Below are 18,203 nucleotides of genomic sequence, written 5' to 3'. Positions count from 1 at the left end.
AAATTTGTTAGTATGCAAATGTATTATTGATCGTTCACTAAGTTCTGACTTAACGGGTATGATGCATCAGGAAATCGCGCAAGACCGAAGCCTGATTTCGTTGCGTCATGGCGTACGGGGCACACAGGGAGACATGGAATGAGAATCGAAAACGCATCCGCAATCGTGACTGGCGGTGCTTCGGGGTTGGGGTTCGCGACGGCCGAATATCTTGCATCATGCGGGGCGAAAGTGGCCCTGTTCGACTTGCCCGGCGACAAGCTGGAAGAGGCCGCAAAGCAGATGGGGGCAATTGCCGCGCCTTGCGACGTCACCAAAGAGGCCCAGGTTGCTGCGGCGCTGGACACGGCAACTGCCGCCAATGGTTTGCCCCGTGTTGTCGTCAATTGCGCCGGCGTAACGCATGGCGAGCGGATCGTAGGGCGCAACGGCCCGGCGGCGCTGGACGGGTTCGCCAGAACGGTTCAGATCAACCTGATCGGCACCTTTAATGTCATGCGCCTGGCGGCTGAGCGGATCATGCAAAATGAACCGCTTGAGGATAACGAGCGGGGGATTATCATCAACACCGCGTCGGCGGCGGCCTTTGAGGGGCAGATCGGGCAGGCGGCTTATTCTGCCTCGAAAGGTGGGGTGGCCAGTCTGACCTTGCCTGCGGCGCGGGAGTTTGCGCGCTCGGGCGTTCGGGTCATGGCGATTGCACCGGGTATCTTCTCGACCCCGATGATGGATTTGCTGCCGCAAGAGATTCAGGACAGTCTGGGTGCCAAGGTTCCCTTTCCGTCGCGCCTTGGGCAGCCGGCTGAATTTGCGCGCTTGGCAGGGCACATGATCGAAAACACCATGCTGAACGGTGAATGCGTGCGTCTGGACGGCGCGATCCGTCTGGAACCCAAGTAAGGCTTTGCAATGGAATATACACATATCACCCCAGAGACAGACGGCCCGGTTGGTATCCTGACGCTGGACCGACCTGCCAAGTTCAATGCGATCAATCACGGGCTGCTGTTAGAGATCGAGCATTATTTTGACACCCTTCCCGATGAGATCGGCGCAGTTGTGATCCGCAGTTCCGGTCAGCATTTCTGTGCCGGGCTAGACCTGTTGGAACATTCGATGCGCGACGCCGCAGGGGCGATGCATGAATGTCGCCTATGGCACCGGATTTTTGACAAGATCGAATACGGCCGGGTTCCGGTTGTGGCCGCAATGAACGGCGGTGTGCTGGGCGGCGGGATGGAACTGGCCATGACCGCACATATCCGCGTCTCGCAGCAGGACACATTCTATGAGCTGCCCGAAGGACGCCGCGCGATCTTTGTAGGTGGCGGCGCAACGGTACGTGTTGGCCGGATCATCGGGGCCAGCCGGATGATGGAGATGATGCTGACCGGCCGCCGCTATGGCTCGGACGAAGGGTTGCAACTGGGGCTGGCACATTATGTTGAGCCGGACGGAACCGTGTTCGACAAAGCGATGGAGCTGGCCCGGCGCGTGACCGAGAACGCACCGCTGTCAAACTACATGATGATGCAGGCGATCACGCGCATCAATGACATGTCGGCCAGTGATGGCTTCTTTACCGAAAGCCTGGCTGCGGCGATTGCCCAATCCTCACCCGAAGCGCGGGCCGGGATGGAGGCGTTTCTGAACAAGACAGGAAAGCGGGACAATCAGTAAGCCCCGAGACACGCGGGATCTGGTGTGAGAGCGTTTCACCAGATCCCGGTGTAGGGCGGGGCAGAGCCCCGGTTGGTTAATCGACAAAGGCGCGTTCGACCACAAAAGTTGCAGGTTTGTTGTTCGCGCCCTCTTCCAGACCGAACCCTTCCAGCGCGGCCTTGGTATCCTGCAGCATCGCCATCGAGCCGCAGATCATTCCGCGATCGGTTTCAGGTGAGATTGGCGGCAGGTCCAAATCATCGAACACTTTGCCCGATGCCATAAGATCGGTGATCCGACCTTTGAACGGATAGTCCTCACGCGTGAGGGTGCAATAGTGCCGCAAATTCTGTGCCATCTCGCCTACCAACGGATCGGATTTGAGCGCCGCGACAAGTTCTTTTCCATAGTCCAGTTCGCCCTGTTCCCGGCAGGTATGGGTCAGGATCACTTCGCCGAACTTCTCATAGGTTTCGGGGTCGCGGATCAGCGAGGCAAAAGGCGCAATGCCGGTGCCGGTCGAGAACATCCAAAGCCGTTTGCCCGGCAATAGCGCGTCATTGACCAATGTGCCGGTGGGCTTTTTGCGCATCAAAACCGTGTCGCCTTCGCGGATTTTCTGCAGGTGTTCGGTAAGTGGGCCGCCGGGAACCTTGATCGAATAGAACTCGATCTCTTCGTCCCAACTGGGCGAGGCAATGGAATAGGCGCGGAACACGGGTTTTTCCGCATTCGGCAGACCGATCATCACAAACTCACCCGACCGAAACCGGAAGGACGCTGGACGGGTGATGCGGAATTTGAACAACCGGTCGGTGTAGTGCTTCACCTCGGTCACGGTTTGGGCGAACACGCCCGCCGGAATGGGGAAGCCAGTTTTGGTCGTAGAATCCAGCGACATCTTGATCTCCTATTCTGCCGGGGCTTCGGACAGAAGCTCCAGTTTGCCGTCCTTGCCGTTCCAATCGTCTGCGTCAGGCATCGGGTTTTTCTTTTCGGTGATGACGGGCCACGCCTCTGCGTATTTCCCGTTTAGTTCGACCCACGTCTCCATCCCGTCCTCAGTGTCCGGGCGGATTGCGTCGGCGGGGCATTCCGGTTCACACACACCGCAGTCGATACATTCGTCGGGATGGATGACCAGTGTATTTTCCCCTTCGTAGAAACAATCTACTGGGCAAACCTCCACGCAATCGGTGAATTTGCAGTTGATGCAGTTTTCGGTGACGACGTAAGTCATGGAATGCCTATTCGTTAGTGTACGAATGAGTATTGTGAGAAGTGCGTGCCTGTCAATACGTTTCTGTACGAATGAAATTTTCCTGAGTCGGACTCTTGACCCAAATGTGAAAAAAGTTAGTGTGCTAACGAAAATGCTGCGCTTCGGCAGGGTGGCATGACTGACAAGCGGGTTGTCGAAACATCGGACTTATGCTGTTGGGGAGATGCAGGATTCGATCCCGGACACAAGTTGGCCGATCGCAGCAGAGTTTTGAAAGGTTCAACCCATGAGCACCCCCTTGCACGGACTGAAAGTGATCGAACTTGCCCGCATTCTGGCCGGGCCCTGGATCGGGCAGACATTGGCCGATCTGGGGGCGGATGTGCTCAAGGTCGAAAGCCCCGAGGGGGATGATACCCGAAAATGGGGCCCTCCGTTTATCGAACGCGATGGCGATAAGACAGCCGCTTATTTCCACGCGGCCAATCGGGGCAAGGACAGTATCGCATTGGATTTCCGGGATGCGGGTGATCGGGCCAAGTTGCTGGATCTGATCCGCGATGCGGATGTGCTGATCGAAAACTTCAAGGTCGGCGGGTTGAAGAAATTCGGCCTGGATTATGATAGCGTCAAACAGATCAACCCCGGACTTGTTTACGCATCCGTCACTGGGTTCGGTCAGGATGGGCCCTATGCCCATCGGGCGGGGTACGATTTTCTTATCCAGGGTATGAGCGGGATCATGGACCTGACAGGCGACCCCGAGGGAGAGCCGCAAAAGATCGGCGTCGCCTTTGCAGATATCTTCACGGGCCTCTACGGGGTAATCGGCATTCAGGCTGCACTTGCTGAACGAGAGCGTTCGGGGCAGGGACAACACGTGGATCTGAGCCTGCTGGATTGCATGACGGGCGTTCTGGCCAATCAGGCGATGAATTATCTGGCCTCGGGTGTGTGCCCAACGCGACTGGGTAACGCCCATCCCAATATCGTGCCTTATCAAGTGTTTCCGGTGGCGGATGGGCACATCATCATCGCCTGTGGAAACGACCGGCAATATGCAAGCCTGTGCGAAATACTGGGCCTGTCGGGGTTGATCGACGATACCCGATTCATGTCCAATGCGGACCGTGTGGAAAATCGCGCTGCGTTGACTGAATTGCTGACGAGTTCCTGTCTGAAATGGACCAAGGTCGATCTGTTGGCGGCCCTTGAACAACATGGCGTGCCCGGTGGCCCGATCAATTCAGTGCACGAGGCACTAAGCGACCCGCAGATTCAGCATCGCGAGATGCAGATTAACCCGGAGGGCGTGCCCGGTCTGCGCACTCCGATCCGGTTTTCCCGGTCTGAATTGCAGTTGGATAAGGCGTCTGCCAAACGGCCCTTCAAATCATGAGATTTTGCGCAAAATCCGAATCAGGTTGCGCTGTTCGGCGGCCGTCAGCGGCTTGAGCGTTTCGTTGGTGATCTGCTGACCAACATCCTTCATGCGCGCGACCATGGCCTCGCCTTCGGGGGATAGCGAAATCAGTGTGCGTCGCTTGTCGTCCGGATCGGGCTCGACAACCGCAAATCCCTTTTGACGCAAGCGATCAACGACCCCTTTGATCGTCGCAACATCCATTGCCGCCAGCCGCCCCAACCGGTTTTGAGAGCACTTGCCCAAATCGGCAATACGGATCAGCGCAGCAAACTGCGTGGGCGTCAGGCCGTCCAATGTGTGTGACTGGAAAATCGACGCGTGGCGCTGATTGGCCAGCCTCAAAAGGTAGCCGACCTGCTCGTCAAGCGCATAGCTTTCAATGGATTCCGTCATGACGGCTCCTGCCTGATTCAATTGTTTGTACTATAATAAACAAAGCCTAGTCCTTCCCACAAGACTAAGGTATTAGACGGCAAGATAGGTGTTTGAAATTTCTGGGTTTTCGTCGAGGTCAGCAAAGCTGCCTTCAAACCGCATTTCGCCTTTTTCGATGATATAAGCCCTGTCCGACACGATCCGCGCAAAGTGTAGGTTCTGTTCGCTGATCAGCACCGACAGCCCCTCTCGTTTCAGTTCCGCAATCACGCGGGCCATCTGTTCAACAATGACCGGCGCAATCCCTTCTGATGGCTCATCCAACAAGACCAGCTTGGGATTGCCCATCAATGTACGGGCGATGGTCAGCATCTGTTGTTCTCCACCCGAAAGTTGCTTGCCCAGGTTCTTGCGACGCTCAGCCAGATTTGGGAACAGATCGAATAAGTGTTCCTGTGTCCATTCGGGTGCATCTGGACGTGGTTCGCGGCGTCCGACTTCGAGGTTTTCTTCAATGGTCAGATCCCCGAAAATCCGACGGTCTTCGGGGACATAACCCATGCCAAGGCGACAGATCGCATGAGGGGTATTCCCCTGAACCTCGCGTTCGGCATAGCGGATGGTGCCATTGATGTGACGCACCAATCCCATGATGGACTTCATGGTGGTCGATTTGCCCGCGCCGTTCCGGCCCATCAGCGCAACCACCTCGTTTTCGCCGACGCTCAGCGAAACACCGTTGAGGATTTGCGCACGGCCGTACCAGGCCCCAAGGTTTTTGACATCAAGCATGGGCGCTCTCCGCTTCAAAGACTGAGCCACCGCCCAGATATACCTCTTGGACCAATGGGTTGGTGCGGATTTCAGACCCTGTGCCTTCGGCGATCAACTCACCCCGGTTCAGCACCAGAATACGATGGGCATGGGCAAAAACGACGTCCATGTCATGTTCGGTGAACACGACACTCACGCCGCCTTTAGCCACGATTTCCGCGGTCAACGCCATCAGGGCTAGCCGTTCGGACGGTGCCATGCCCGCCGTCGGTTCGTCCATCAGCAGTAGGGCGGGTTCATGCGCCAAGGCAATCGCCAGTTCCAGCCTTTTCAGATCGCCATACGCCAGTTCCGAACATGCCCGCCCGGCTTGATCCTGCATCGAAACAAGTTCCAGCAACGCCATTGCCTCATCCACATACATCCGCGTCGCCCGGGAAAACAGGTCGAACACCCGGCGGTGATGCGAGATCAGCGCCATCTGGACGTTTTCCACAACGGTCATCGACAGGAAGGTCGCCGTAATCTGGAACGTTCGACCAACGCCCATACGCCAAATCTTGCGCGGCGGATGGCCGATCAGGGCCTGACCGCGCAAGGATACCGAGCCTGCATCCGGTTTCAGGTAGCCATTCAGCATGTTGAAACATGTGGTTTTGCCCGCGCCGTTGGGACCGATCAGGGCAAGGAATTCCCCTTCCTTCAGATCGAAATTCACACCCTTCACGGCCTGCACGCCGCCAAAGGATTTAGACAGGTTGCGGACTTCGAGAACGTTGGTCATGCGCGGCCTCCTTTCAGGCCGCGCAGCAGGCGCTGGACACCGCCCGCAATTCCGTCAGGTGCCACTAGGACAACGATTAGAATGATGGCCCCGAAGATGAAACGCCAATAGTCTAACCGCGTGACCCAATCTTCGATCAGGACAAAGGCACCGGCCCCAAGGATCGGACCCGCCAGCGCGTGAATGCCACCCAGAAGAACCATGATCAGACCGTCGATGCTCAGCGCGATGCCGAGGCTGTCAGGAAAGACGCTGCCCTTTGAAAATGCAAAGACGACCCCGGCCAAACCGGCAAAGCCACCCGCCAGCACAAAGCCCATCCATTGATGAAACCGGGTATCGATGCCGATCGATTCAGCCCGGGTTTGGCTGTCGCGTATGCCGCGCAGGATATAGCCGAACGGAGAGAAGGCCACACGACGCAGCGCCCATATTCCGCCAATACAAAGGACGAAGGCGATGTAAAAATAAACCTTGTCAGAGCTGGCCCATTTCGCAGGCCATACACCAAGGATGCCATCATCCCCGCCCGTGAATTCCTGCCATTGGAACGTGACACCCCATAGGATCTGGGCTGCGGCCAGGGTCAACATGGCAAGGTAAACGCCCGACAGCCGAACACAGAACCAGCCGAAGAACAGCGCTGCTATGGCCGCGCAAACCGGGCCGAAAAACATAGCCGAGATCATGCCGAACCCAAGGAATTTGACCACCATCGCGGCACCATAGGCACCAACGCCGAAATAGGCGGCATGTCCGAAACTGACCATGCCGCCGACGCCCATCATGAAATGAAGCGATACGGCAAATAGCGTCGCGACCATCACATCGACCATCAGGACCGAGGTGAAATCTGCAGTGAACAAGGGACTAAGGGCCAAAACCAACAGCGCAGCCATCAGCACCATTGCTGATTTCTGATCCATCAGCGCAAGTGGTTGGTCCGGCTCCTCGGGTGCTCCTTTTTCGCTGCCCGGTTTGCCAAACAGACCATGCGGGCGGAAGATCAGGACAATCGCCATGATAATGAAGGGTAAAACGATTGAGATCTGCGGGAAGATCAGGATGGCAAATGCGTTCAGGACCGAGATCAGAACCGCCGCCACAAACGCGCCGGACACGCTGCCCATACCACCGATGACAACCACAACGAAGGCCTCACCAATGATCGACAGATCCATCTGCAGCGATACCGCCTCGCGCGGGATTTGCAGCGCGCCGCCCAATCCAGCCAGGAATGACCCCAATACGAATGCTGCCGAAAACAACCAGGCTTGGTTGACGCCTAGCGCCCCGACCATCTCGCGGTCTTGGGTCGCGGCACGCACCAGAACACCCCAGCGGGTTTTGTGGAACAGCAGCCAGATGGCCAGCAATACGACCGGCCCGATAGCGATCAAGGCGAGGTCATATTCGGGAATTGGTTCTCCCATAATGCGAACGGCACTATCCAACCCCGGCGCGCGCGGACCCAGCAGGTCCTCTGCGCCCCAGATCGCCAGCGTGCCATCCTGAAAGATCAAAACGACGCCAAACGTTGCGACCAGTTGGAACAACTCGGGCGCGTGGTAAATGCGGCGCAGGATAGTGAGTTCGATGATCAGGCCGATCACCCCGACGATTATTGCCGCCAAAATTACGCCGACCCAAAATCCAAGAATGCTGCCGCTCCAGAGAGTGACCAGTGTGTAAGCGAGATAAGCGCCGACCATATAGAACGAGCCATGCGCAAAATTCACGATCCGCGTGACGCCGAAGATGATCGAAAGCCCGGATGCGATCAGGAAAAGCGAAGAAGCGTTCGCCAATCCAGTCAGTAGCTGTGCAAAATAGAACCCCATCGGGCCACCGTCCCTTGTTCGTGTTCTTTTTGTAGGGCGGGGCAGATATTGCCCCGCCACAGCCGGCTTATTCCGCCGGACGCAAGGCCGCTGCGTCGTCTTCGCTGGGCAAGTAATCAGCCCCGTCGGCGTACGACCAATCGACCATCGATGGTTTGCCGTCGACTGTCCCAGTCTTGCCAACATAGGCGCCCATCGTGGACTGATGGTCAGCCGCGCGGAAGGTAAAGGGGCCGGTTGGGCTGCTGTCGACGGTCAGGCCCTCCATCGCGGCCAAAAGGGCGTCGGTATCTGTGGAGCCGGCTGTTTTCAGCGCTGCAGCGATGGCGAGGATCGAGTTGTAGCCGACGATCGAACCGGTTTTTGGCGCTTCGCCGAACTTCTCGATATATGCATCAGCAAACGCTTTGTGCTCATCCGTAGTGATGTCGGTCGAGGGGTATCCGGTGACGATCCAACCCTCAGGAGCCTCAGCCCCCAGCGGGTCGAGGTATTCCGGTTCTCCAGTCAGCAATGATGCCACGTCGCGATCCTCGAACAGGAACCGCAGCGAACCTTCGCGAACAAATTTGGCCAGATCGCCGCCGAAGGTCACGTTGTAAATCGCATCCGGTTTCGAGGCCTCAAGCGCGCGTACGGTGGAACCCGCGTCGATTTTGAACAGCGGTGGCCATTGTTCTTCGACAAATTCCACATCGGGGCGTAATTTGGTCAGTTCGGATTTGAAGGCCTTCACCGCATCCTGCCCATAGGCGTAGTTCGGCGCGACAGTCGCCCATTTCACGGCATCCAACTTGGCGGCCTGTTCGGCCAGCATCGCGGCCTGCATGTGGGTCGAGGGGCGCAGGCGATAAGTGTATTTGTTGCCTTTGGACCAGACAATCGCGTCGGACAGGGGCTCGGAAGCGATGAACAGGACTTCTTTCTGCTTGGCAAAATCGGAAACCGCCAGACCGATATTGGACAGGAAGGTGCCAAAGATCAGAACTGCACCGTCTTTTGAGACCAGTTCCTCGGCGATCCGAATTGCGGTGGCTGGATCACCGGTATCATCCCGGCTGATCACTTCCAGTTGCTTGCCATCGATCCCGCCTGCGGCATTGATCTGTTCGACCGCCAGTTCCCAACCTTTCTTGTAGGGCTCGGTAAAGGCGGGCAGACGGGTATAGCTGTTCACCTCACCCAAAACGATTGTGTCCTGGGCCAGACTGACCCCAGCCGTCAAACCGGCGAAGGGCAGCGCCGCAAGCGCGCCCAGTACCGTGCGTCTGATCAGATTCATTTCAAATTCCTCCCAATGATCATTGTTCACGGCCAGTTATCCCGGCTTCTTAATGTGTTGTCAGCCCTAAAGAGCGCAGCTGCTACATTCAGCGCAGCCCGTCTTTGCCTTCTGCCTCCTCATTCGTCAGCCCGCCTACACGCGGGAGCGGTCGTCCGCTGTCGGTGACCGCGACTGCCACCATGATCTCATTGGCGCGGGGCGCGTCGTTCAACTGCACTTCGATGCCGTCAAAATGGCTGCGCACATAGGCCGCGTCCTTGTGACCGAGCGGTACGTCCAGTACTTGCCCTGGGCTGCCCATCTTCTTGGAAGAAGGCACCAAGGCGGCGCCCTTTTCGACCTCCTTGCGCAGTGGTGCGCCCAGCTTGGGGTGCAGGATGGCGGCGGCATGTTCCAACTCGCCGTTCTCACCGACCATCGCCGACTTTCCATAGCTTTCAGCCTGTTCCGGCGTGATGTTAAGGGCCTCGACGCAACGGCGGCCCAGCAGGGCGCCCAACTCAGCCCCGGTTTCCATCAGCGGGGTCAAATCCTCGACATATTGCCCGGCAAAGGGGTTTTCGATCACGGCCACGGCCACCGCCTTGCGCGTGGCGGGCGAGATCGAGCGCCCTGCCTCGATATGGGTTTCTTCAATATTGACGGCGATTTTTCGGATCTTTGTCATCTTAACCCGTCCTCTCCCTTGATGTCCCAGGCCTCAAGCCCACCCGAGCGCGAATGCACCCGCGGCCCGGTTGTCATGACCAGCGAGAAAGCCAGCTCGCCTGCGCGCGGGGCGTCATTGCAACCCACCTCCATGCTGTCGAAATGGCTGCGCACATATGAGGCGTTGATATGCGTGATCGGCACATCCAGCCGCGCACCCACGCCGCCCACTTTTTTCGATGAAGGCACAATCGCGTTGGCTGTACCCAGCAACTGCCGCATCGCGTAACCACCGGGGGCGTGCCACAGCGCGCCGTGTTCCAGCTCGCCGCCTTCGCCAACCAAGGACCCTTTGCCGTAGCCTTGGACGTTTTCCGGACCGCCCAACATGTCGATCAGTGTTTGCGCCATTTCCAAACCTAAAGGTTTGAGGTCTTCCATAAAGCCCTGAATTTTGGGTTCGTAGCGCCCTGCGAAGGGGTTGGCGATCACGGCCGTCGCAGCGACCCGCACCAGCGGCGTGTCGGACAGTGGTCCGCCTTCGTGATAGATTTCTTCAAGCGAAAACAGCTTTTTTCGCAGTTGAACGTCAGGCATATTGTGGAACCTTCTGTGTGGTTGAGATCACCAATCGGGACGCGCCCGTCTGGCAGGAATGAGAGCCAAGAGACAGATGGGCGGCAGAGATCAAACCACGCCCAAGCATGTTCTCGGCAGTATTCAGGCCGTGTGACAGGGCATCTTGAATATCTTGGGCAGAGAGTTGGCCGACAGAAACCGGAACCGGCAGGTCGCCCAAATCGCTGTCATCGCGCAGTTGATTGGCCGGAAGGCGCCGGATGGCCGGATGCCCGGGCAGATTAACCGCGTTGGCGATCAGAGTCGCTGCCACATCGGCCATTGCTGCGTTGCTGGCCAGCACTGTAACGCTGTCGGCGATGCCAAGGCTCAGACTACGTCCGCCGCGACCCGACGTGGCTATGCCACCAATTTTGTCGCTTGCACGGATTGCAATGCGGCCCAGGTCGCACCCGTCAAGCCCACTCATAGCGACGCTATAGTCCTGACCCGAGCACAGATGCACGGCGATGTCTCCGCCATTGTTGACCGACGCGCGATCCAGGGGCGTGGCCTGTAGCATGGCCGCCAGTACTTCGTCTGCAACGGCTCCGGCAACGGCGGCCATGCGTGTAACAAACACGTTGGAATGAGGGCGCGCAGCCTCATCCATACGGCGCGCTACCCGTCCTTGAGGGCGGGCGCATTCAGCTGTCATGGGCGTTTTCAACAAAGCCAGTTCATCCACTAAGCCTTGCAGCAAGGATTGGAAACGTAACTGGGCAGCTTCAAATGCGATATCGCGCGCCCCATCTGCCTCGACGATCAGGTCGATCGGGCCGTGTTGCAGATGCAATCTGCGGCCACACGGCAATATGGCAGAGATGGGTTGCATCTGACCCTATGCTCCTTTCGCCCAGCGGTAATTGTTCGAAGACATGGGGTCGGGCTGGTTTTCGAACTGATCTACCTTGCGGGTTTCGTCCGAGATGACATCTGCAACTGGCTTGATCTCATCCATGTGCCCCCCCAGCGTGCCATAGTCGCTGACACGCATTGTGAACTCGATGGGGGCGACCAGTGCCGGGGTCGGAACATATCCGAACGATCCTGTGGGCATATCCAGAATGTCCACCATCACGGTGATGCCGCCGCCAGGCCAAACGTAAGCTTCGGCCCCGCCGCAGGATACAAAGGTAAGCGAGTCCTTGACCGATTTCGTGAGCCGCACCGGGTTTTCCGTGACGCCTGCCCGCAGGCTGCCGCCTGCGCCGCCCATGAACAGAACCGAGCAGACCGAAGGTTCGCAGTTTTCGGCAATCAGCTCAGCAGACGCCTTCAGCGCCGGGGGAATTTCGACGGGCTGAGGTTTTAGCTCGGCATCCAGCTCAAAATAGCCATATTGCTCACCCGTGGTGGATACCATCAACAGGCTCATACCTTCACGCGCGACTTTCGGATTGAAATCGCCCAGAATTTTCAACGGATCCTCGATATCCGTACCGCCCCAGCCGGTGCCGGGCTCTGCGACCTGAAAATAGCGACCCGGAGTAGAACGACGGCCATTGATTTTGATCCCCGTGGGTTCGACGTCCAGCAGTTTGCCTGCCTGATGCTCGGACAGAACGCCGGTAATGTGGTCGTCGACCACCACCACCTCATCCACATGTTCAATCCACTGCTTGGCGAACATCCCGATTGTGGCCGAGCCGCAGCCCACCCGCATCAGTTTTTCCTCGACCCCATTGATGATAGGCGCCTTGCCGGCCTGTACAACAACCGTGGTCTCATGACCTTCATCGCCGATCACCATTTCGACGGCCTCGCGATTGCACAGCCGAAGCAGGGCATCGCAGGTGATCCGGCCTTCTTTCTTGGTGCCGCCTGTCAGGTGTTCCACACCGCCCAGCGACAACATCTTGGATCCGTATTCCGAGGTCATGACGTGCCCGACCGGCTCACCATTTACGCGGACAACATCGCGTTCGTGGCCGATATGACGGTCGGTGTCGATCTTCACCTTGACGCCGCAATACGAGAATATCCCCTCGGTCACGACAGTGACCATATCCACGCCCGCCACGTTCTGGCTGACGATGAAGGGCGCGGGTTTGTAGTCGGGATAGGTCGTGCCCGCGCCGACGGCCGTCACAAAGGGCCGTTTTCCCTGCACGATGTCGCCGTCCCAATCTTCGGGGTCCTTACCACCCTTCAGGAACGGGACCAGACGAGTGTCTTCTGCACTTTCGATGATGGTCAGCGCATCCAGTCGGACAAGATCGCCGCCATGGTTGGCATAGCGGTCGCAAGCCCCGATTTTGCCATCTGCGATATAGCACATCACCGGGCAGGCGTCGCAGCGGATTTTTTCCGGTATTGTGCGCTCAGTTGCCATCTGTCAATTCCTTGATTGCTGCGCGCATTTTTGCTGGTGTGGCGGGACCTTGGGTCAGCCGAACGCCGCAGGCGCGCTTGATTGCGTTGAATAGGGCCGGGGCCGTAGGGATCAGCACATGCTCTCCCAAGCCTTTGGCGCCATAGGGGCCGTGGGCATCCTTTTCCTCGATTATCAGTGTTTCGATCGGAGGGATGTCACCAATGGTCGGGACCAGATAGTCATGCAGGTTCTCGGTGCGGCCGGGCAGGTATTCTTCCATCAGCGCCATGCCGAGGCCTTGCGCGATACCGCCCTGTACCTGACCTTCGACCAGCATCGGGTTGATCGCCTTGCCAACGTCATGGGCGGCCACGAATTTGATCGGTTTCACCGTGCCCAGCTTTGTGTCCACCTCGACAACCGCCAGATGCGCAGCATAACCAAACTGAGCATAAGGTATCCCCTGACCGTTTCCGTCCAACGGTTTTGTGGGCGGGTCATAGGTTTCTTCGGCGCGCAGGACGTAACCTTCGGCGTCAGGCTCCAGCACGGCCAGGTCGATAGAGTGATGTTGCCCGTTGTCGTCCACCACAATCGTTCCTGCGCTCAGGGTGATCACGGCGTCAGGCCCGGCGTTCACGCGGGACAGAATCTGCGTCCGCATCGATTCACCCGACAGACGTGAAGCGCTGCCAGAGACATAGGTCTGACGTGAGGCCGAAGTTTTGCCCGCGTCTGGCGTGACATCCGTATCGGCCCCGATGATTTCGATCTGCGCAACCGGGACACCAAGTGCCGTGGCAAAGATCTGCGTGATCACGGTGTTTGCCCCCTGGCCGATATCCATCGCCCCTTGGTGCAAAACCAAACTGCCATCTGACCGGATACCCGATTTGATCGTCGACGGGTTGGGCAACGAAGTGTTGCCGCACCCGTACCAGCCTGCCGCCAGCCCAACACCGCGCTTCAAGGTATTGTTTTGTGCGTTGAATGCCCGAACTGCTGCATTTTCTTCGGTCCACGCGGGACGCAGCGCTTCGAGGCAGGCGCGAATGCCGACACCTTGATCGAAAATCTGTCCGCAAACGGTGGGTACACCGTTTTCCAGGGCATTGTTGATGCGGAAATCAAGCGCGTCGATGCCTAGCTTGTCCGCCAACTCATCGAACAGGCATTCCTGCGCGATGGCTGATTGCGGAACGCCAAAGCCGCGGAATGCGCCCGACGGCGGGCAATGCGTATGGATGCCTTTGGCTTCGGCGCGGTAGTCGGCAATTCTGTAGGGACCCGAGGCATGCACGGGGACCCGGTTGGCCACCGTCGGACCCCAGCTGGCATAGGCGCCTGTGTTGAACAGCCCATCAAAAGTCATCCCACTGATTCGACCGTCTTTGGTTGCCCCGATCTTGACCCGCAGGTCGGAAGGGTGGCGTTTGGTGGTGGACTGCATCGACTCGGTTCGGGAATAGGTCAGTCGCACCGGCTTGCCGGTTTTGAGCGCGGCAAGTGCCAGATAAGGCTGCACCGAGATATCGAGTTTTGAGCCGAACCCGCCGCCGACCCCGGTCGGGGCAATACGGATCTGATCGCGCGGCATCCCCAGAATGATCTCCAGCGCGTCTAGGTCCATCACCGGAGCTTGCGTGCAGGCATGGACTTCGACCCGCCCGTTCACGATCTCGGCGAACCCGGCCTCAGGCTCAATATACCCATGTTCGACAAAGCCCGAGCGGAAATGGCCTTCGACCACAACATCTGCGTTGGCCAACGCGGTTTCTGGTGTCCCGCATTTCACGAAACCGGCGCACATAACGTTTCCGTCGCGATCTGGGTGCAGCTGCGCGGCTTGGGGCGTCATTGCGTCAAGTGAATCCAGCACGGCGGGGCGCTCTTCCCACGTTACTGGAAAATCTGCTGGATCGAATGTTGCCAGAACCTCGGGCAGGCCAATGATGGCGGCGACGGCCTCGCCACGGAACCGAGCCTCGGTTTCCGCGAAGACAGGTTGGTCGGCAAAGTCGGGAATAACGCCAAAGTTGTTGCGCCCGGGAATGTCGGCCGCAGTCAGGACTGCTTCGATCCCAGGGGTCTTATTGGCCCAAGTGTCCAGATCGCCAAGTGTAAATCCGGCACGGTGATAGGGGGAACGGATGACATAGATTTCCAACGTACCTGCCGGGGCAACATCATCGCCAAAAAGCTCTGTGCCTGTGACCTTATCGTGCCCATCCACGCGCCAGATGGCGTCGCCCGCGTGCCCCAGTGTTGTTTCTGGAAAAGCAGGCGCACCAGCGGCAACAACCGCGTCGATAATCTTGCGATACCCGGTGCAGCGGCACAAAACGCCGCCTAGGGCATCCTGGACCTGCTCATTGTTTGGCTCAGGTGTTTCGCGCAGCAAAGCGACGGCGGCGGTCATCATGCCGGGTGTGCAGATTCCGCACTGCGCCGCACCGTGGTTCTGAAAGCTGTCTGCCAGACTTTTGGCAATCTGGTCATCCTGCGTCAGCCCGGACACCGTTTCGATGGACCGCCCAGCAGCCTGTTGCGCCGGAACCAGACAGGCGCAAACCGGATCACCATCGACCAGAACGGTGCAAGCACCGCAGTCGCCGGCATTGCATCCGATCTTGACGTCGCGTGCTGACAGCCGCTCGCGCAGCATTTCCGATAGGCGCTCACCCACGCGCGGCACCGTGCTGACAGGGTGGCCGTTCAAGGTGAATTCGGTCGTGAATTCATCAGCGCGTTTATCCATGGTGTTGTCCCGCCTCTGCGATTGCCCGGACACATTGTTCTGCCACCGCGTGCAGTCGAAATGCGGCGTCCCCACGGACGTCATCAATGGGGCTGAGCGGTGCCAAATGCTCTGATGAAACTTCAACCGTTTCTGGGGATTTCCCGATCAAATCGGCTTCGAGCTGTTCCAGCCTTTGCGCCACGGTTGATGCGGCCCCCACAGCGACGCGCGCATAGTTGATCCGGCAGGTTTCATCCAGGCCGATGATGACAGAAGTCATCGTGATCGAGATCACAAGGTAACGCCGCGCGCCAAGTTTTTCGAAATGTCCAACAGTCCCTTTGGGCGGATCGGGCAGGTTGATCGCGGTCACAATCTCATCGTCGAACAGCGCTGTTTTGCGCACGCCAGTGATGAACTCTGACAGCGGAACCTCGCGAAAGCCTCGGGCCGAGCCAAGCTCAACGCTGGCCTCCAGCGTCAGCAGCGGCGGCACGCCGTCAGCGGCAGGCGAGGCATTGCACAGGTTCCCTGCAATCGTGCCGCTGTTTTGGATCTGCAGGCTACCGACTTCCCGCGCAGCCATTTGCAGACCCCTAAATGCGACGGGCAGATCGGCCCGGGCAATGTCTGTCCAGTTTGTTGCGGCTCCGATTCTCCAACGGTCATCCACAAGTTGGATGCCCGAAAGACCATTGATGCGTGTGACGTCCAATATGTCGGTGTGCAGCTCATGACGCTGCCGGGATGGGAAAAAGTCAGTGCCGCCAGCGACAACCGTCAGATCATTGCTGATCAGCAAGTCAAATGCATCATCGAGCGTGTTGGGAGAGAGATACCGCAAAGTGTCTATCCTGATGAGAAATTTCTCGTTAGTACACAAATGATATTACGCGAACAAAAAAAATGTCAACGATTTGTTTGGGTCAGTTTTGTTTAACATAAGCGCCGGCGGGAGATTGGATCACGGATATTCAGTCGATTGATCTTTTCCCTTATTTTCAAAGAGAATTGAGGAAAACTCACATTAGTCGCGATAAAATTGAGCGATATGACAGCGCATTGCTCAATTTGTTTCGCGAACGCCTAGAAGTTCAAAAAATTCATCAGTAATTCGTTGACACACTAACAAACAGCCATGAAGATAGTGATCGATCACTCACCCATGTGTGGATCTTACAACAGGCTGAAACCTACCGCCTGGTGTCAATAGGGAGGAATAAATGAACAAGTTCAATTTGATGATGGCGACCGCACTTGCTGCTGGTCTTGTTGCAGGGGCCGCTGCGGCACAGGAAAAAGTACGAATCGCTTTCATTGATCCGCTATCCGGGCCATTTGCGACGACGGGCACACAAGGCCTGGCGATCTATCGCCACAGCGTCAAAGAGCTGGTGAACGAACCTGGCGGGCTGTTGGATGGGAATGCCGAATTCGAGATGGTGCCTTTCGACAATAAGATCAGCGCAAAGGAATCGCTCATCCAGTTGCAGGTTGCCATGGATCAGGGCATTCGCATCATCGCTCAGGGCGCATCATCCGGTGTGGCGAACGCGCTGACCGAAGCGGTTGCCAAGCACAATCGTCGCAACCCTGATGATCCGGTTATCTTCCTCAACCACTCGGCCGTTGACCCTGCGTTGACCAATGACAAGTGCCAGTTCTGGCATTTCCGCTTTGACGCCAATGCCGACATCAAAATGGACGCTTTGACCGATGACATTGCAGCCAACCCGGATATCAAAAAAGTCTATGTGATCGGTCAGGACTATTCGTTCGGTAAGGCTGTTGCTGCGGCCGCTCAGCGGTTCCTTCAGGAAAAGCGCCCCGATATTGAGATTGTCGGGAACGAGTTGCACCCGATCGGCAAAGTCAAAGACTTCACGCCCTACGCGCGCAAGATTGTTGGTTCGGGCGCAGATGCCGTGATCACCGGTAACTGGGGTGGCGATATGGTCGGCCTGGGCAAGGCGGTCATGGGTGCCGGTTTCGACAAGCCGATCTACACCTACTATGGCGCGACCTCGGGCATCACCGCGGCCTTTGGTGAAGAAGGCGACGGTATCGTCAAGCTGGTCGGAGCAGGTCAGGTCAATCCGGCCCCAACTCCTGAAGCGCAGGAGTTCATCGAAGCCTTCTATGTAAGCTTCCCGGATCTGGACTTCGGTCAGCCTCAGATGGCGAATGTCGCACCGATGCTGGCAGCCGCGATCAACGAAGTTGGCAGCGCCACGGACATCAAGGCGATCGCCTACGCGCTGGAAGGTATGGAATACGACAGTATTGTCACTGGCAAGACTGTGATGCGTGAAAGCGATCACCAGACGATCCAGACTGTGACCGTGCAAGGGCAGACACCTGAGGCTGCGTTCGACTATGACAATTCTGGCCGTGGTATGGTTGCAGAAACGGTTGTCGAACTGGCGTCCAATGACTCGCCCACCACGTGCGAGATGAAACGCCCATAACCCTCTAACCACTCTGGTGGTCCGTCCGAAATCCGGGCGGGCC

The 18,203-nt window shown here is 57.7% G+C and carries 17 protein-coding genes; 4 read left to right on the top strand and 13 right to left on the bottom strand.

Annotation, left to right across the window (positions count from 1 at the left end):
• The first annotated feature begins 138 nt into the window (after window positions 1–138).
• Window positions 139–900 (top strand): SDR family NAD(P)-dependent oxidoreductase, encoded by a 762-nt coding sequence (locus AC2FJF_RS09195; protein WP_496724858.1) that lies wholly within the window; start codon window positions 139–141, stop codon window positions 898–900.
• 9 nt (window positions 901–909) lie between these two features.
• Entirely contained in the window at window positions 910–1,680 is a 771-nt protein-coding gene (locus AC2FJF_RS09190; RefSeq protein WP_496724856.1) for a crotonase/enoyl-CoA hydratase family protein, read from the top strand.
• A 76-nt stretch (window positions 1,681–1,756) separates the two neighbouring features.
• Here the strand turns inward: AC2FJF_RS09190 and AC2FJF_RS09185 are convergent, their stop codons facing one another.
• Both AC2FJF_RS09185 and fdxA read right to left on the bottom strand, forming a co-directional pair.
• Window positions 1,757–2,563, bottom strand: a complete 807-nt coding sequence (locus AC2FJF_RS09185; RefSeq protein ID WP_496724854.1) for a ferredoxin--NADP reductase — start codon at window positions 2,561–2,563, stop codon at window positions 1,757–1,759.
• A gap of 9 nt (window positions 2,564–2,572) precedes the next feature.
• Window positions 2,573–2,902 carry a ferredoxin FdxA gene (gene fdxA / locus AC2FJF_RS09180; protein WP_282119302.1) on the bottom strand — a complete coding sequence of 110 codons (330 nt, stop codon included), beginning with the start codon at window positions 2,900–2,902 and terminating at the stop codon, window positions 2,573–2,575.
• Between the two features lie 268 nt (window positions 2,903–3,170).
• Between fdxA and AC2FJF_RS09175 the strand changes: the two genes are divergently transcribed.
• Window positions 3,171–4,283: a CaiB/BaiF CoA transferase family protein gene (locus AC2FJF_RS09175; RefSeq protein WP_496698049.1), complete on the top strand. Its 1,113-nt coding sequence runs from the start codon at window positions 3,171–3,173 to the stop codon at window positions 4,281–4,283.
• Here the strand turns inward: AC2FJF_RS09175 and AC2FJF_RS09170 are convergent.
• From AC2FJF_RS09170 to AC2FJF_RS09120, 11 genes are all read right to left on the bottom strand, one after another.
• A complete protein-coding gene (locus AC2FJF_RS09170; RefSeq protein ID WP_108859585.1) occupies window positions 4,278–4,703 on the bottom strand; it encodes a MarR family winged helix-turn-helix transcriptional regulator in 426 nt (141 codons plus the stop codon). The genes AC2FJF_RS09175 and AC2FJF_RS09170 overlap by 6 nt on opposite strands.
• 72 nt (window positions 4,704–4,775) lie before the next feature.
• A complete protein-coding gene (locus AC2FJF_RS09165; protein ID WP_496724852.1) occupies window positions 4,776–5,477 on the bottom strand; it encodes an ABC transporter ATP-binding protein in 702 nt (233 codons plus the stop codon).
• Window positions 5,470–6,243 carry an ABC transporter ATP-binding protein gene (locus AC2FJF_RS09160; RefSeq protein WP_496724850.1) on the bottom strand — a complete coding sequence of 258 codons (774 nt, stop codon included), beginning with the start codon at window positions 6,241–6,243 and terminating at the stop codon, window positions 5,470–5,472. The genes AC2FJF_RS09165 and AC2FJF_RS09160 overlap by 8 nt, the downstream gene beginning before the upstream one ends.
• A complete protein-coding gene (locus AC2FJF_RS09155; RefSeq protein WP_496724848.1) occupies window positions 6,240–8,084 on the bottom strand; it encodes an ABC transporter permease in 1,845 nt (614 codons plus the stop codon). Before AC2FJF_RS09155 ends, AC2FJF_RS09160 begins: the two co-directional genes overlap by 4 nt.
• Before the next feature lie 67 nt (window positions 8,085–8,151).
• Window positions 8,152–9,366, bottom strand: a complete 1,215-nt coding sequence (locus AC2FJF_RS09150; RefSeq protein WP_496724846.1) for an ABC transporter substrate-binding protein — start codon at window positions 9,364–9,366, stop codon at window positions 8,152–8,154.
• 88 nt (window positions 9,367–9,454) lie between these two features.
• Complete coding sequence (locus AC2FJF_RS09145; protein WP_496724844.1) at window positions 9,455–10,036, bottom strand: amino acid synthesis family protein; 582 nt, start codon at window positions 10,034–10,036, stop codon at window positions 9,455–9,457.
• On the bottom strand, window positions 10,033–10,614 hold the full coding sequence (locus AC2FJF_RS09140; RefSeq protein WP_496724842.1) for an amino acid synthesis family protein: 582 nt from the start codon (window positions 10,612–10,614) through the stop codon (window positions 10,033–10,035). The genes AC2FJF_RS09145 and AC2FJF_RS09140 overlap by 4 nt, the downstream gene beginning before the upstream one ends.
• Window positions 10,607–11,470 (bottom strand): UPF0280 family protein, encoded by an 864-nt coding sequence (locus tag AC2FJF_RS09135; protein ID WP_496724840.1) that lies wholly within the window; start codon window positions 11,468–11,470, stop codon window positions 10,607–10,609. The genes AC2FJF_RS09140 and AC2FJF_RS09135 overlap by 8 nt, the downstream gene beginning before the upstream one ends.
• A 6-nt stretch (window positions 11,471–11,476) precedes the next feature.
• Window positions 11,477–12,970 (bottom strand): 6-hydroxynicotinate reductase, encoded by a 1,494-nt coding sequence (locus AC2FJF_RS09130; protein ID WP_496724838.1) that lies wholly within the window; start codon window positions 12,968–12,970, stop codon window positions 11,477–11,479.
• The gene (locus AC2FJF_RS09125; protein WP_496724836.1) at window positions 12,960–15,710 is read right to left on the bottom strand and encodes a molybdopterin-dependent oxidoreductase; all 2,751 of its coding nucleotides are present in this window, start codon (window positions 15,708–15,710) and stop codon (window positions 12,960–12,962) included. The genes AC2FJF_RS09130 and AC2FJF_RS09125 overlap by 11 nt, the downstream gene beginning before the upstream one ends.
• Entirely contained in the window at window positions 15,703–16,536 is an 834-nt protein-coding gene (locus AC2FJF_RS09120; RefSeq protein WP_496724834.1) for an FAD binding domain-containing protein, read from the bottom strand. The genes AC2FJF_RS09125 and AC2FJF_RS09120 overlap by 8 nt, the downstream gene beginning before the upstream one ends.
• 379 nt (window positions 16,537–16,915) lie before the next feature.
• On the opposite strand from AC2FJF_RS09120, the gene AC2FJF_RS09115 reads away from it, so the two are divergent.
• Window positions 16,916–18,160 carry a branched-chain amino acid ABC transporter substrate-binding protein gene (locus AC2FJF_RS09115; protein WP_496724833.1) on the top strand — a complete coding sequence of 415 codons (1,245 nt, stop codon included), beginning with the start codon at window positions 16,916–16,918 and terminating at the stop codon, window positions 18,158–18,160.
• The last annotated feature ends 43 nt before the right edge of the window (window positions 18,161–18,203 follow it).

The sequence above is a fragment of the Ruegeria sp. CDSB013 genome, from assembly GCF_059611165.1.
This window is presented reverse-complemented; position numbering and strand designations above follow the sequence as displayed.